This window comes from Streptomyces sp. CAI-85, assembly GCF_013363615.1.
Taxonomy (GTDB): domain Bacteria; phylum Actinomycetota; class Actinomycetes; order Streptomycetales; family Streptomycetaceae; genus Streptomyces; species Streptomyces antibioticus_B.
On the sequence record NZ_JAANNX010000004.1, the window covers coordinates 205,422 to 219,817 of the forward strand.

Genomic DNA, 14,396 nt, shown 5'->3' on the forward strand with positions numbered 1-14,396 from the left:
TCGGTCGAAGTTGGCCGGAATCGACCGCTCGCGGCCCAGGGACCGGGGCCCGTCAGTGGAGCTTGTTGACGGCTTTGACCGTCGTCTTCTTGAACGCCTTCACCGGCGCGTTCCCGAAGTTCCCCATCTGACCCCAGTCGACGACCGTCACGGTCCTGCCGTCCCGCCCGACGCCGAGGAGGCGGATGTCGGTCGAGCCCCAGGCGCTCTTCACATGCAGACCGTAGACATGGGCGCCCTCCTCCACGGCGAGCGTGCCGTAGTCGCGGAGCGTGGCGTCGATCTCCGGGTAGGCCCGCTCGATCCGCTTCGCACAGGACTTGATGTCCTTGTTCACGCGCGCGTACCGGCCCTTGGCGGCGCTGACGGTCGACGCCTTGACGGAGACCTGGCGCGCGGTGGTGTCCAGGTCGGTCCAGAACTCGCGGTGCCAGGTGTTCGAGCCGCCGCCCAGGGCCATCCCGAGACAGGTGTCCAGCTCGATGACCTCCGGGACACCGGCGGTGACCCGGCCCGCGGACCAGGTCGACGTGGCGTGCGGCGGAAGGTCCTTGGCCGCGAGGAAGCCGGGCGCCTTCGGCGCGGCGGCGCCCGCCGGTACGGTGAGGACCGTACCGAGGGTGAGTCCGGTGACGGCCAGTGCGGTGAGCGCCGTGAGCGTGGCGGTCGACCGGGTGTGCTTGGGCATGAGTGTTCCCCCGTGGATGTGTGAATGAGCCCGTGAGGACGGGTGCGAACCCGTGGAGACGGGTGCGGGACGGCCGCTGCGGCGCCGGCGACACCATGAGCATCGACGGTCGCGGCGGCCGGGGCAACGGTCTCCGGGCGATCGCCGGCGGTGGAACCATCCCAGGCCATCTGACGTGCAGATATGTAGGTGCCTGGGATGACCGTCCCGGGCCGGGGACGACGAGGACGGGACCGGTTCACGGTGTCGAGCGATGAGGACGTCGCGGAGTTCGCGGCGCTGCTGACGGAACTGAAGGCGCGGACGGAGCGCAGTTACGGCTCCCTCGCGCGCCGGCTGGGCATGAACACCTCCACGCTGCACCGGTACTGCGCGGGGGAGGCCGTACCGCAGGACTTCGCGCCCGTGGAACGGCTGGCCGAGTTCTGCGGGGCGAGCCCCGAGGAACGGCTCGAACTGCACCGCAGGTGGCTGCGCGCGGTGGCGGCACGTCAGGCGCGGGCGCGCGGGGCGGAGGCGGAGGCGGAGGCGGGGGCAGGCGCAGGGGCGGGGGCCGGGGGCGAGGAGACGGCGGCCGCGGAGGCCACGGCGTCGCCCGAAGCTCCGGCGGAGGTGGAGAGCGTGCCCCAAGGCGTGGCCCAAGGTGTGCCTCAAGGGGTGGCCCAGGACGCCGGCTCCGCCTCCGTGGCCACCCCTTGGTACCGCCGCCGTCGCGGCTCCGTCCTCCTCGGGGTGGCCTGCGCGCTGCTCGCCACGGTCGGCACGCTCTCCGCGCTGCCCGCCGACCGTCCCTCGAACCACCCCTCGGCCGCCGGTACGGGCGCCGCTCCCGGACGCGGCCCCGCGGCCACGGCGACGGCCGGGACGGGAGGCCCGGCCTCTTCCTCCCCCACCTCCGGCGCCTCGCCGTCGGCCTCCGGCTCGGCCGGAACCTCACCGGACCCCCAGGGGTCGTCCGGGACCACCCCGAGCGCGACCCCGGCCCCCTCCTCGGGGGCGGGGTCAGGGGCGGGCTCGGGGTCGGGGGTTCCGCTCACCTGGACCGCCGACTCCCAGGTGTGGGCGCTCGGCTGCGGTCACGACTACGTGGTCGACCGGCCGCCGTCCCGGGTGCCGCCGCCCCCGGCCGCGCAGGACGCCGGGACCTGGGCGGCGGCGCAGGGCGCGGTGCACGGGCGGGAGACCAACGTGCAGATCACGGTGCAGGGGCGCAGCTCCACGGCGGTCGTCCTGACGGCGCTGCGGGTCCGGGTGGTCGGCCGCGCCACGCCCCTGACCGGTACGGCGTACGCCATGGACCAGGGGTGCGGCGGCTCGATCACGCCCCGGTCCTTCGCCGTCGACCTGGACAAGGACCGCCCCGTCGCCCGCTCGGTCCCCGGCAGCAACGAGGGCACCCCGATCCCGGCGGTGCGGATGCCCTACCGGGTGTCCGCCGAGGACCCCGAGGTGCTGCTGGTCACGGCCCGTACGAAGACCTGCGCCTGCGACTGGTACCTCGAACTCGACTGGTCCTCCCAGGGCCGCACCGGCACGGTCCGGATCGACGACCGCGGCCGCCCGTTCCGCACCAGCGGCATCGAGGGCCTGTCCCGGTACATGTACGACACCGGCGAACGCCGTTGGCGGCCGTACGTCTGAGCCGCCGTCTCAAGGGCGGGGCACGTTGCGGAGGTTGGAGCGGGCCATCTGGAGCATGCGGCCCACCCCGCCGTCCAGGACCATCTTGGAGGCGGACAGCGCGAAGCCGGTGACCATCCCGGCGCTGATCTTCGGCGGGATGGACAGGGCGTTGGGGTCGGTGACGACGTCGACCAGGGCCGGGCCCTTGTGCCGGAAGGCGCTCTTCAGCGCGCCCGCGAGCTGCTTGGGCTTCTCGACGCGCAGGCCGAAGACACCGCAGGCGCGGGCGACGGCGGCGAAGTCGGGGTTCTTGTTGGTGGTGCCGTAGGACGGCAGTCCGGCGACCAGCATCTCCAACTCGACCATGCTCAGCGAGGAGTTGTTGAAGAGGACGACCTTCACCGGCAGGTCGTACTGGGCCAGGGTGAGGAAGTCGCCCATCAGCATGGTGAAGCCGCCGTCGCCGGACATCGACACGACCTGGCGGCGGCGGTCGGTGAACTGGGCGCCGATCGCCATGGGCAGCGCGTTCGCCATGGAGCCGTGGGAGAACGAACCGATCACCCTGCGGCGGCCGTTGGGGGTGAGATAGCGGGCGGCCCATACATTGCACATTCCGGTGTCCACCGTGAACACGGCGTCGTCGTCGGCGAGTTCGTCGAGGACGGAGGCCACGTACTCGGGATGCAGCGGGACATGCTTCTCCACCTTGCGGGTGTACGCCTTCACCACCCCCTCCAGCGCGTTCGCGTGCTTCCTCAGCATCCGGTCCAGGAAGCGCCGGTCGTCCTTGGCCCGTACGCGCGGGACGAGACAGCGCAGGGTCTCGCGGACGTCGCCCCACACCGCGAGGTCCAGCTTCGAACGCCGGCCGAGGTGTTCGGGCCGTACGTCGACCTGGGCGATCCGCACGTCGTCGGGCAGGAAGGCGTTGTACGGGAAGTCGGTGCCCAGCAGGATCAGCAACTCGCACTCGTGGGTGGCCTCGTAGGCGGCGCCGTAGCCGAGGAGACCGCTCATCCCGACGTCGTACGGGTTGTCGTACTGGATCCACTCCTTGCCGCGCAGGGCGTGGCCCACCGGGGACTTGATCTTCCCGGCGAGTTCCATGACCTCGGCGTGCGCGCCGGCCGTGCCGCTGCCGCAGAACAGGGTGACGCGGTCGGCCTCGTCGATCATCCGGACCAGGGCGTCGATCTCGGCGTCGCCGGGGCGCACGGTGGGCCGGGTCGTCACGAGGGCGGTCTCCACCGGCCGGTCGGGGGCGGGTTCGGAGGCGATGTCGCCGGGCAGGGAGACCACGCTGACACCGCCGCGGCCGATGGCGTTCTGGATGGCGGTGTGCAGCAGGCGCGGCATCTGCTTCGGGTTGGAGATCAGCTCGCTGTAATGGCTGCACTCGCGGAAGAGCTGGTCGGGGTGGGTCTCCTGGAAGTATCCGAGGCCGATCTCGGCGGACGGGATCTGTGAGGCGAGGGCCAGCACCGGGGCCATCGAGCGGTGGGCGTCGTAGAGGCCGTTGATGAGGTGCAGGTTGCCGGGCCCGCAGGAGCCGGCGCAGGCCGCGAGCCGGCCGGTGATCTGGGCCTCGGCGCCGGCCGCGAAGGCGGCGGTCTCCTCGTGGCGTACGTGGACCCAGTCGATCCCCGAGTGGCGGCGCACGGCGTCGACCACGGGGTTGAGGCTGTCCCCGACGACGCCGTACAGGCGCCGGACCCCGGCGCGGGCGAGGATGTCCACGAACTGTTCGGCGACGTTCTGCTTGGCCATGGAGGGACGCACCTCTTCGGGTCTCGTCGGTTCCGCTCGGGGTCCCCGTCGGGGTTCCGTTCGGGGATCCCTCGGGGTTCCGCTCGGGTTCGGTTCCCTCCACAGTGGCCGGGGCCGCGCGGTTACGCCTCCCAGACGGCCGCCGCCGTACGGTCGTCGGCGTAGCCCTTCACCCTGACCTGGGTGTCCGCGAGGAACGCGGCGAGGCCGGGCGGGGCGGGGTCCGACCAGCGTTCCATGAGGTGCGCGGAGAGTTCGGGCTCGCCGCGCAGCGGTTCGGCGAGGCCGCCGGTGCACATCAGGAGCGTGTCGCCCGGCCGGGCCACGGACGCCCGGAACCGGAAGGGTTCGCGGGGCGGCTCGGGCGGCGGCCCGTAGGGGTCGGGGGCTGTGGTGACACCGAGGTCCATGGTGAGCCGGTCGCCCTCGGGGGTCTCGGCGGGCGGCGCCCCGAAGCCGACGACCGGCCCGCCCGCGGTCTCGCCCACCTGCGGCTCGATGTCCCGCCAGGTGCCGTCGCGCAGCCGGAACAGTCCGCCGGCGCCGACCCCGAAGAAGACCCGGACCCGGCAGTCGGGGTCGGCGGGCAGCAGCAGACAGCGCAGGGTGGCCGTGTACGCCTCGGGTTCCAGGCCCTGTTCGGCGGCGCCGGCGCGGAGCTTGCCGAGGCTGCGGTCGGTGAGCCGGTGCAGTCCGGACTTCAGATCGCCGCGCCGGGCGGCCCTGATGTCCTCGGCGAGCCGGACATGGCTGCGCCCGACGGCCCGCGCGATCCACCGGCACGCCTCGGCGGCCGCCCGGTGCGCGCCCGGGGTCGCGCGGGCGCCGGTCGCCATCGCGACCAGGACGAGGGCCCGGTCGCCGGTGCCGAAGCGGGCGGTGAGCAGGGAGTCGCGGCGCGGCTCGCCCCGGTAGCGCGCGGAGTCCCCGCGCACCGACGCGGCCCGCAGCACGCACGCCCCGTACCGGGCGCCGTCCAGGACGGTGTCGGGGACCAGGTCGTCGAGGTCGTCCGGGTCGGCGGCGGGCAGGGCGGTGGGCTCGGCGTCGTAGGTGGGGGGTCCGGAGCCGACGTAGGCCGGGGGCCGGGTGAGGGGCGTGCCGGGGGTGGTCTCGGGGGCGCGTTCAGGGGTGTGTTCGGGCGCGTGGTCGGGGGGCGGTGGGGTGTGGTCCGGGGGCGGTGGGGTCGTGGGGAGGTCTACGGCGGTGGGTGGGTGCGAGGGGGGTTCGGCAGGGGGGCGGGGTGGGGTCGACGGGGGTGCGGGGGCGGTCGGGGGCGTGGGCGTGCCGTGTCCGGCGAAGCCGGGGGGCAGGGGGGCCGGGGGTTCCCAAGGGCCGCCGGTCACCGGGCCGTTCCAGTTGCCGCTTCCGGCGCCGCGGCCGGTGCGGTCGCGCGGCGCGGGCACCACGGGGGTGGGTGCGGCAGGCGGAGGTACCGCGGGCGGAGGCGCCACGGGGGGCAGCCCCGGGGGCGTGGCCGTCCCGCTCTCCGCCCGCCACCAGTCGCCCGGCCCGCCGCTCTCCGAACGCGGCTCCGGGATCGACACGACCGCGTCACCGACGTCACCGCCGCCCCTGGTGTCCCCGGTGTCCCACGCGTCACCCGAGTCGCCCGGATCACCCGCCGTACCCACGGGACGTACCGCTCCCGAGGCCGAGGCGAATCGGTCGTCGAGGGAGTCGGCGGTGGGCGCCGGGCCCGTGTCCGCGGTGGAGTCGTCGTAAAGCTGCCCCCACCAGTCGTCCTCATGACCGGTGGGCCTTCCCCCCTGCTGGCTCATGCCCCCAATTGTCCACCGCACGGCCCGGTTGAAAACGGGGCATCGGGAAAATGCGGGCCGGGAACCGCTGTCGAACAGCGGGTCGGGTGACGTGGTGGACACCAGTGCGAGACATCGGGGCGATGGGGGTCGCCGGACGGTCCCACCCCCCACGGGAGAACCGTCCGGCGACTCGGTGACCCGGACCCACTTCCCCTGTGCGCCCCTGCGCGTCATGAGTCCGGACCACGTTCCGGGGTGCCCGGGCGTCCACGGATGATCACGAAGGCCCGACGTGGTCCACACCTTTGCAGAGGGGGCACCCGTGCGGCGATGCTGTGTCACGGCGGGAATGCGCCATGGCGGTTTCCCGCCGAAGGGGACGGATCCGACGACACGTGCAGGAGGCGCACCGCGGTGATGCTGGGAGCGATCGGGCTCGACGGAACGCACGAGACGGCGTACCGGGCGCTGGTGGCGCTGGGCGCCGCCGATGTGCCCGATCTCGCCCGCCGGTTGGCGCTCGGCGAGCACGACACCGAGCGCGCGCTGCGACGGCTGGAGCGGCACGGGCTCGCCGCGCAGTCCTCGGGCCGGCCCGGCCGTTGGGTCGCCGCGCCGCCGGGTGTCGCGCTGGGCGCGCTGCTGACCCAGCGGCGGCACGAGCTGGAGCAGGCGGAGCTGGCGGCCGCGCTGCTCGCCGAGGAGTACCGGGCTGCGGCGGCCGAACCGTCCGTGCACGATCTGGTCGAGGTGGTGACGGGCGCCGCCGCCGTCACCCAGCGCTTCCTCCAGATCCAGCTCGGGGCGAGCGAGGAGGTGTGCGCGCTGGTCACGGGCACGCCGGTGGCGGTGACCGGGGTGGAGAACGAAGCGGAGGAACAGGCCGCCCGGCGCGGGGTCCGCTACCGCGTCGTCCTGGAACGGGCGGTGCTGGACCAGCCGGACGGGGTCACGGAGCTGACCGCGGCGCTCGGCCGGGACGAGCGGGTGCGGGTGGTGGAGAAGGTGCCGACGAAGCTGGTGGTGGCCGACCGCGCGCTCGCGCTGGTGCCACTGACCGGCCGTTCGGCGGAGCCGGCCGCGCTGGTGGTGCACGCGAGCGGGCTGCTGGAGCTGCTGTCGGGTCTGTTCGAGTCGGTGTGGCGGGACGGTCTGCCGCTGCGGCTGGGCGCGGACGGCGCCGTCGCCGAGCAGGCGCCCGAGGGCCCCGACCCCGTCGATCTGGAGATCCTCTCCCTGCTGCTGGCCGGGCTCACCGACGCGAGCGTGGCCAAGCAGCTCGACCTGGGCCTGCGGACCGTACAGCGCCGGGTGAAGGGCCTGATGGAGCTGACGGGGGTGTCGACCCGGCTCCAGCTCGGCTGGCACGCGTACGAGCGCGGCTGGGTGGCGCGGGACGTCCCGGGGGCGGTGTCTGCCCCACGGTCTTGACCTGCGGGTTCTCCGGGGCTCGGGCACCCTGGGCAGATGGGAGCGTGGGAACTCCTGCTGGTCGGCGTGGTCATCCTGTTCGGCCTGTGCGGAGTGCTGGTGCCCGGGGTGCCGGGGTCGTGGCTGGTGTGGGCCGCGGTCCTGTGGTGGGCGCTGAAGGATCCGCGGCCGGTCGCCTGGGGCGTCCTGGTCGGTGCGACCGTCGCGCTGCTGCTGTGCCAGGTGGTGCGCTGGGCCCTGCCGCCGCGCCGGCTGCGGGAGGCGGGGGCGACCCCCCGGATGGCGGTGTACGCGGGGGTCGGGGCGTTCCTCGGTTTCGTGCTGGTGCCGGTGGTCGGCGCGATCCCCGGTTTCATGGGCGGCATCTACCTCTGCGAGCGCCTCCGCCTCGGCGGCCGCGGCGAGGCGCGGGCGGCGCTGCGGACGGCGATGCGCTCGGGCGGCTGGAGCGTCCTCGCGGAACTGTTCACGTGTCTGCTGATCGCGGGCGCGTGGGCGGGGGCGGAGCTGTGGGGCGGAGGCCGCGCGGGGCGGAGGCCGCGCGGGGCGGAGGCCGCGCGGGGCGGAGGCCGCGCGGGGCGGAGGCCGCGCGGGGCGGAACTGTGGGGCTGAGGCCGTCCGGGGCGGAGCCGTGGGCTGAGGCCGTCCGGGGGCGCGGGTGTCGCCGCCTACGGCACCGGCATCGGCAGTACGCCCTCCAGCGCGAGCAGCCGCGTCTTGCGCTCCAGGCCGCCCGCGTACCCGGTGAGGGAGCCGTCGGCGCCGATCACCCGGTGGCAGGGGCGCAGGATCAGCAGCGGGTTGGCGCCGATCGCGCCGCCGACGGCGCGGACGGCGGGGCGGGAGGCGCCGATCCGGGCCGCGATCTCGCCGTACGTCGTGGTCGCCCCGTAGGGGACGGCGTCCAGGGCGTCCCAGACCCGCTCGCGGAACTCGGTGCCGCGGGCACGCAGCGGCAGCCGGAACTCCTTCAGCTCGGCGGCGAAGTACGCGGCGAGCTGTTCCTCGGCGGCGCGGAAGGGGCCGGGGTCCTGCCGCCAGCCGTCCTGGACGGTCCGCCCGCCCTTCTGGCCCGGCACGGAGAGGGAGGTCAGGGTCCCGTCGGGGTCGGCGGTGAGCAGCAGCGGCCCGACGGGGCTCTCGACGCCGGTCCAGTAGACGAGTTCGGGCATGTTGATGGTCATGGGGTGAGGTCCTCCGCAGCGCGCAGATGGTGAAGGGCGTAGGTGCGCCAGGGGCGCCAGGTGTCGGGGACGGCGGTGCCGGGCGGTGCGACGTCGGGGTCTCCGAGGGCGCGGGCCCGGATCGCCGCCACGGTACGGCCGTCGAGGCCCGGCAGGGCGAGCAGGGCGGCCTGGGCGTCGTCCCGGTCGGCGCCGGGGTCGAGGCGGACGGCGCCGTCGGCGAGGGCCGCCGCGAGGGTGCCGAGGGGGCCGGGGGCGGCGGCGAGGGCGGCCGGTTCGGGGAAGAGGTGGGTGAGGGTTCCGGCGGGCGCGTCGAGGGCCTTGCCGTGGGCGCGGACGAGTTCCGCGGCCGCGGTGGGTCCCGCCAGGGCCCGGACGGCGTACTCCTCCGGGTCGGCGGCGCCCGGCGCGCGCAGTCCGGGCCGGGCGGCGACCAGCGGGGCGAGCCGGGGGTCGGCGCCGAGCCGCTCGTCGACGGCGTACGGGTCGGCGTCCAGGTCGAACAGCCGTCGCAGCCGTTGTACGGCGGTGGTGAGGTCGCGCGGGTCGGTGAGGCTCAGCCGGGCGTCCAGCCAGCCGCCGGGATGCACGGCCGTGGCGCGTCCCGGGTCCTGGGCCCGCTCGTCGACGGCGACGATCCCGGTGCCGTACGGCAGGCGCAGCGTACGGCGGTAGGTGCGGGCGCCGGGCGGACCGCTCACCTCCTCCACGCCGGGCACGGCCTCGCGGGCCAGCAGGTCGAACACCGGTCCGGCCGGGTAGGGGCCGCGGTGGGCGAGCCGCAGCGGGATGCCGGAGGCCGGGGTGGCAGTCCGGGGTGCGCCGCGTACGGCGGCCCGCAGCTCGGTCGGGGTGGCCGCGTACACGGTCCGGACGGTGTCGTTGAACTGGCGCACGCTGGCGAACCCGGACGCGAACGCGATCTCCGTCACCGGCAGCCCGGTGGTCTGGAGCAGGGTCCGCGCGGTGTGGGCGCGCTGGGCGCGGGCGAGCGCGACGGGGCCGGCGCCCAGTTCGGCGGTGAGCTGCCGCTGCACCTGGCGGGCGCTGTACCCGAGCCGTACGGCGAGCCCGGCGACGCCCTCCCTGTCGACGACGCCGTCCCCGATCAGCCGCATGGCCCGGCCCACGACATCGGCCCGTACGTTCCAGTCGGCGGACCCGGGAACGGCGTCCGGCCGACACCGTCGGCAGGCCCGGAACCCCGCCCCCTGCGCGGCGGCGGCCGTCGCGAAGAACCGCACGTTCGCCCGCTTCGGCGTCACGGCGGGGCAACTCGGCCGGCAGTAGATCCCGGTCGTCGTGACCGCGAAGAAGAACTCCCCGTCGAACCGGGCGTCCCGACTCCGCACGGCCTCGTACCTGCTGTCCAGCTCCGTCATGCCCTCCAGTCTTCGCCCACGCCGGGGATGGTGCTAGCGGAAATCGGACGTGGGGGTGGGATGGGTGCGGGGGCGGGACGGGCCGCTGTCAGCGCGGCGGCGCCGGCCTCCACGTCCCCCGTCCCCGCTTCGCCTCGCCCGCCGCGCGGCCCTCGGCGCGCTTGCGCTTCCAGTCCTGGCGGATGTCGGCGCGGAGGCGGGCGTCGGACTTGGCGACGATCCACTGGTTCTCGCGGACGAGTTTGCGGTAGCTGTCCAGGCGGCGGACGGGGAGGTCGCCGTCGTCCACGGCGGCCAGGACCGCGCATCCGGGCTCGCGTTCGTGCGCGCAGTCCTGGAAGCGGCAGTGCCGTGCGTACTCCTCGATCTCGGTGAAGACCTGGCCGACCCCGTCGCCTGCGTCGAAGAGGCCGACGCCGCGCAGGCCGGGGGTGTCGATGAGGACGCCGCCGTGGGGCAGGAGCAGCAGGTTGCGGGTGGTCGTGGTGTGCCGGCCCTTGCCGTCCATGTCCCGGGTGGCCTGTACGTCCATCACGTCCTGGCCGACGAGCGCGTTGGCGAGGGTCGACTTGCCGGCGCCGGACGCGCCGAGCAGCACGGTCGTGCCCTGTCCGAGGAGTGCGGCGAAGTCGCCGACGCCCTCGCCCTCGTGGGCGCTGACGGTGCGGACCGGGACGCCGGGCGCGGTGGTGGTGACGTCCTGCACGAGGTACGACAGCACGACCGGGTCGGGCACGAGGTCGGCCTTGGTGAGGACGACGACGGGCTGGGCGCCGGACTCCCAGGCCAGCGCGAGGAACCGTTCGACCCGGCCGAGGTCGAGTTCGACGGCGAGGGACATCGCGACGACGGCGTGGTCGACGTTGGCGGCGAGGATCTGCCCCTCGGACCGCTTGGAGGAGGTGGAGCGCACGAACGCGGTACGGCGCGGCAGCAGCGCCCGCACGTACCGGGGGTCGAGGCCCTCGGGGTCGACGGCGGCCCAGTCGCCGGTGCAGACGACCTTCAGCGGGTCGCGCGGTACGACGAACTCGGTGTCGGCGCGGACCGTACCGGCCTCGGTGACGACGTCGCACAGACCGCGGTCGACCCGGACGACCCGGCCGGGCAGCAGACCCCGCTCGGCGTACGGCGCGAACGCGTCGGCCCAGTCCTCGTCCCAGCCGTAGGCGGCGAGAGGGTGCGACGACATCGGGACGGACGAAAGGGAAGAGGAAAGCGAGACAGACAAGGGGTGACCCTTCACAAGGGCGGCCCCGGCACCGCGCTCATGGGCGCGGGAGGAGATCAGGTCAGCCGGAGGCCGTGGAGGTGGAGCGGACGATCGTCTGGTGGCTGCGGTGAGCAGCACCGGTGGTTGCGACAGTCATCGGTCACACCTCCTGTTCCGGGGTCCGGTCGTGAAGAACGCGTGGAGCCCGCCCAGGATATGCAGGCGTCCAGGGGCCCGCCACGTATTTACGGGCGGGCCCAAAGACGGTCAGGCACCCGCGCACTCCCGCCCGTTGAGCGTGAATCCCTGCGGTGCCGGGTTCGTGCCCTGCCAGGAGGCGATGAAGCCGAAGGAGAGGCTGCCGCCGGGGGCGACGGTGCGGTTGTAGTGGGCGGCGGACGCCACGACGCCGGTGCCGTTCTGGGTGAAGGCCGCGTCCCACATCTGGTTGACCCGCTGGCCGCCGCGGAAGGACCAGGCGACGCGCCAGCCGTCGAGGGCGTCGTCGGTGGTGACCGTGACCGTGGCCTGGAAGCCGTCGGACCACTGGTCGACGAGCCGGTAGGCGACCGTGCAGGCGGGGTCCTCGGCGCCGGAGGACTGCCCGGTGCCCGTCCCGGCGGTGGTGGAGGAGGTGCCCTGCGGTTCGGGGTCGGGCCGGTCGTCCGCGGTGGGGCTCGACGTGGCGGCGGCCGACCGCGTGGGGCGTGCGGTGGACGGCGTGGCGGAGGCGCCGGCGGGAGCGCCGGAGGTGGCGGGGGCGGCCGGGAGGGAGGGGTCGCCGGATCCGGCCACGGGGGTGCTGTCGGCGGCGCCGCCCTGCGCGTCGGTGACGGCGCCGTCGCCGCCGGACTTCATCGACATGGCGAGGGCCAGCACGGAGACCAGGACGGCCGCGGCGGCGAGCCCGCCCCGCAGCACCCGGGCGCGGCCGGTGAGGGCCGGTGAGGGCTCGGCGTCCTGGTCCGGTGTGTCGGGGCGTCCGGCGCCGAGGCGGACCTCGGCGGCCCGGCGGCGGCGCTCCAGATAGGCGAGGCCGCCCCAGCCGATGACGCCGCCGGCCAGCGCGGCGGGCAGCCCGCCGCCGTGCAGCCGCAGACAGGCGGCGGCCTCGGCGCACTCGACGCAGGTGGCGAGGTGCCGGGAGAGGTCCTCGGGCGTCTCGGCGATGTGGGAGCGGGTGACGGCGTCCAGCAGCCGGACGTAGCTGCGGCATTCGGCCGGCATCGGGGTGTCGACGTGGTTGCGGTGGCAGCGGTCCCTGAACAGGCCGCGGACCTGGTTGAGTTCCTCGACGGCGGCGGCCGGGTCGAGGCCCTGCCGGCGGACCACGGAGTGCAGCGGCAGCGCCTCCACCTCCGCGAGCCACAGCAGGGTGGCGTCCTGCTCCTGCATGTCGCGCAGTCCGCGCAGCGCTATGGGGCGGCTGAGCGGCGGCCCCGTGAAGCGGGCGGCCTTCTCGGAGTTGAGCCAGAGCCGCAGGTCGGGGTCGAGTTTGTGACCCTGTCCGGCGGCCTCCCAGGCGGCCGCCGTCTGGCGAACGGCCGTCAGCAGCAGGGGGATCCGGGGCAGCCGGGGAGAACGGCGCCCCGATCCCCGTACACCCCCGCCTTCGGCGGCGCGGGCCTCGCGTATGCCGAACGCGAAGGCTTCGCGGGCCAGTTGATTGGCCGCCGTAGAACCCGAGGTGCACAGGTCCGCGTACGACAGGACGGCGTCCCAGCACTCGGAGAACAGTGCCGCTTCTACGGCGTCCTTCGGAGTCGGCAGGTCGGGCATGAGTCTCCTGCATCCACAAGCGAGGTCAACTCACCATGACGGCAATGGAGTTGGGGGGAACCTCGCGGCAGTCGCAGAGCTTTTCACGTGACCGACACAACTGACAAGCGGCTCCCGCACGGACAGCGGCGGCACGGACACCGACCGTGCGGGGACCGACGAACCGTGCGGGGACTATACGGCCGTCGCCTCCTGCGCCGGAAGACTGTCCATGAAGGAACTGACGGAGAACACGGCGCGGCCGGGTCCGGGCGGGCCGTATCCGGGGGGCGAGGCGAGCCCGAACTCGTCCATGGTGGCGCGGTACGCCTCCAGCAGCCGGATGTGGTACTCCAGCGGCGCGCCCTGCGGATTGGCCTTGCCCAGCGGGGTGGTCGGCTCCGGGCACCAGGTGGTGAAGCGCGGGGTGATGCCGTGCGACATGAAGAAGCGCAGCCCCTCGGTGGTGGACGCGATCGCCTCGTCGACGGTGGTGAAGCCGAACGGCTCGGCCATCTCCACGCCCGCCACGAAGTTGGGGATCACATTGCGCGCGCCGAACACCTCGGCGGAGTCGAGGATCCGCTGGTGCCACACGTCCCGGCCGACGTAGCGCTCCTTGCCGGGGCAGTACATCTTGAACAGATACTCGTCCCACACCTCGTAGTTGGGGTGGTAGATCTGCACGCCGTAGTCCTTGAACCGCTGCACGTCGTCGCGGGGCAGCGCCTGGGCGACGACCTTGCCGATCCAGCGGCCCGGGAAGTGCTCCTCGATGGCCTTGGCGTACCGGCCGTAGAAGTCGGCCTCGTCCCGGCCGCCGACCGTCTTGGTGATGGCGCCGCCGGTGAGGGTGTAGGCGGTGGACGCCTTCGCGGTGTCGTACTTGTCGATGATCTCCAGGGCCTCCAGCACCTCGTCGACGTCCTTGACGCCGGTGTAGGGCCGGCCGGCCGCCTTGTGCTGGCGCCAGTTGTGGTTGATGTCGCAGTACTGGCACTCCTCCTTGGCGCCGAAGTACTGGCAGACCCGGAAGACGGTCAGGTAGATCAGATAGCCCCACTGGATGGTGGGGGCGACCTCCATGACGGACTTCCCGTTGGAGAGCGTGTGCCGGTAGTACTCGGGCATCGGCGGCACGCCGACGTCCGCGATGCGCTTCCCGTCGAGGTAGAGCCCGAGGAGCCCCTCCTCGTCGGCGGCCACCCGGTACGGCGAGGCCGGGTTCACCCGCACGGACACCACGGTGCGCCGCAGGTCGTAGGGCCCGCCGGTGAGGATGATCTCCTCCGGCGGCCGGCGCAGCGCGGCCTCGCCCAGCTCGGGCAGGGTGCCGTGGTCGAAGGAGAAGATGAAGTACGACTTCGGCTTGACCTCCCCCGATTCGTTGTCGCTCAGGGCGGAGGGGTCGAAGGCCACTCCCCCGCGCAGGAGGTCCTCTTTGAAGACGGCCTCCCGCGGAACGTGCGGAAACCGCTCCATCAGATCCTCGACCAGCGCGGTACGGCTGCCCATCCCTCTGTCCTCCCGGCTCAGGCGTACGACTCCTCACGGTATGCCCCCGGGGTGGCGGGCGTGGGGGCG

At 74.1% G+C, this 14,396-nt stretch carries 10 protein-coding genes and 1 pseudogene; 3 read left to right on the forward strand and 8 right to left on the reverse strand.

Going from position 1 to position 14,396, the window contains the following annotated elements; translation table 11 throughout:
* Positions 1 to 52: 52 nt before the first annotated feature.
* Positions 53 to 688: a hypothetical protein gene (locus tag G6W55_RS08130; RefSeq protein WP_175520110.1), complete on the reverse strand. Its 636-nt coding sequence runs from the start codon at positions 686 to 688 to the stop codon at positions 53 to 55.
* A gap of 243 nt (positions 689 to 931) precedes the next feature.
* On the opposite strand from G6W55_RS08130, the gene G6W55_RS08135 reads away from it, so the two are divergent.
* Entirely contained in the window at positions 932 to 2,329 is a 1,398-nt protein-coding gene (locus tag G6W55_RS08135) for a helix-turn-helix transcriptional regulator (RefSeq protein ID WP_175520111.1), read from the forward strand.
* Between the two features lie 9 nt (positions 2,330 to 2,338).
* On the opposite strand, the gene G6W55_RS08140 is transcribed toward G6W55_RS08135, so the two are convergent.
* Entirely contained in the window at positions 2,339 to 4,081 is a 1,743-nt protein-coding gene (locus G6W55_RS08140; RefSeq protein WP_175520112.1) for a pyruvate dehydrogenase, read from the reverse strand.
* 122 nt (positions 4,082 to 4,203) lie between these two features.
* Positions 4,204 to 5,862, reverse strand: coding sequence for a protein phosphatase 2C domain-containing protein (locus G6W55_RS08145; protein ID WP_175520113.1), 1,659 nt, complete (start codon positions 5,860 to 5,862; stop codon positions 4,204 to 4,206).
* Between the two features lie 399 nt (positions 5,863 to 6,261).
* Here G6W55_RS08145 and G6W55_RS08150 point away from each other — a divergent pair, with 399 nt between their 5' ends.
* Together G6W55_RS08150 and G6W55_RS08155 are read left to right on the forward strand one after the other, a co-directional pair.
* Complete coding sequence (locus G6W55_RS08150; protein WP_175520114.1) at positions 6,262 to 7,275, forward strand: LuxR family transcriptional regulator; 1,014 nt, start codon at positions 6,262 to 6,264, stop codon at positions 7,273 to 7,275.
* 36 nt (positions 7,276 to 7,311) lie between these two features.
* Positions 7,312 to 7,791: pseudogene (locus G6W55_RS08155) on the forward strand (DUF456 domain-containing protein); the annotation flags it as partial.
* Positions 7,792 to 7,943: 152 nt separating this feature from the next.
* On the opposite strand, the gene G6W55_RS08160 reads toward G6W55_RS08155, so the two are convergent.
* The 5 genes from G6W55_RS08160 to G6W55_RS08180 form a co-directional block, all read right to left on the reverse strand.
* Positions 7,944 to 8,459 carry a methylated-DNA--[protein]-cysteine S-methyltransferase gene (locus G6W55_RS08160; protein WP_254876152.1) on the reverse strand — a complete coding sequence of 172 codons (516 nt, stop codon included), beginning with the start codon at positions 8,457 to 8,459 and terminating at the stop codon, positions 7,944 to 7,946.
* Positions 8,456 to 9,841 carry an AlkA N-terminal domain-containing protein gene (locus tag G6W55_RS08165; protein ID WP_175520116.1) on the reverse strand — a complete coding sequence of 462 codons (1,386 nt, stop codon included), beginning with the start codon at positions 9,839 to 9,841 and terminating at the stop codon, positions 8,456 to 8,458. The genes G6W55_RS08160 and G6W55_RS08165 overlap by 4 nt, the downstream gene beginning before the upstream one ends.
* 88 nt (positions 9,842 to 9,929) lie before the next feature.
* Entirely contained in the window at positions 9,930 to 11,033 is a 1,104-nt protein-coding gene (gene rsgA / locus G6W55_RS08170) for a ribosome small subunit-dependent GTPase A (protein ID WP_175520117.1), read from the reverse strand.
* A gap of 288 nt (positions 11,034 to 11,321) precedes the next feature.
* Positions 11,322 to 12,833, reverse strand: coding sequence for a cellulose-binding domain-containing protein (locus tag G6W55_RS08175; protein ID WP_175520118.1), 1,512 nt, complete (start codon positions 12,831 to 12,833; stop codon positions 11,322 to 11,324).
* A 174-nt stretch (positions 12,834 to 13,007) separates the two neighbouring features.
* On the reverse strand, positions 13,008 to 14,327 hold the full coding sequence (locus G6W55_RS08180; RefSeq protein ID WP_030792942.1) for a radical SAM protein: 1,320 nt from the start codon (positions 14,325 to 14,327) through the stop codon (positions 13,008 to 13,010).
* Positions 14,328 to 14,396 lie beyond the last annotated feature (69 nt).

Excerpts from the sequence above, each read along its gene's own strand:
- G6W55_RS08130 (WP_175520110.1), bottom strand. The coding sequence starts at position 688 with ATGCCCAAGCACACCCGGTCGACCGCCACGCTCACGGCGCTCACCGCA.
- G6W55_RS08140 (WP_175520112.1), bottom strand. The coding sequence starts at position 4,081 with ATGGCCAAGCAGAACGTCGCCGAACAGTTCGTGGACATCCTCGCCCGC.
- G6W55_RS08145 (WP_175520113.1), bottom strand. The coding sequence starts at position 5,862 with ATGAGCCAGCAGGGGGGAAGGCCCACCGGTCATGAGGACGACTGGTGG.
- G6W55_RS08150 (WP_175520114.1), top strand. The coding sequence starts at position 6,262 with ATGCTGGGAGCGATCGGGCTCGACGGAACGCACGAGACGGCGTACCGG.
- G6W55_RS08160 (WP_254876152.1), bottom strand. The coding sequence starts at position 8,459 with ATGACCATCAACATGCCCGAACTCGTCTACTGGACCGGCGTCGAGAGC.
- G6W55_RS08165 (WP_175520116.1), bottom strand. The coding sequence starts at position 9,841 with ATGACGGAGCTGGACAGCAGGTACGAGGCCGTGCGGAGTCGGGACGCC.
- rsgA (WP_175520117.1), bottom strand. The coding sequence starts at position 11,033 with ATGTCGTCGCACCCTCTCGCCGCCTACGGCTGGGACGAGGACTGGGCC.
- G6W55_RS08175 (WP_175520118.1), bottom strand. The coding sequence starts at position 12,833 with ATGCCCGACCTGCCGACTCCGAAGGACGCCGTAGAAGCGGCACTGTTC.
- G6W55_RS08180 (WP_030792942.1), bottom strand. The coding sequence starts at position 14,327 with ATGGGCAGCCGTACCGCGCTGGTCGAGGATCTGATGGAGCGGTTTCCG.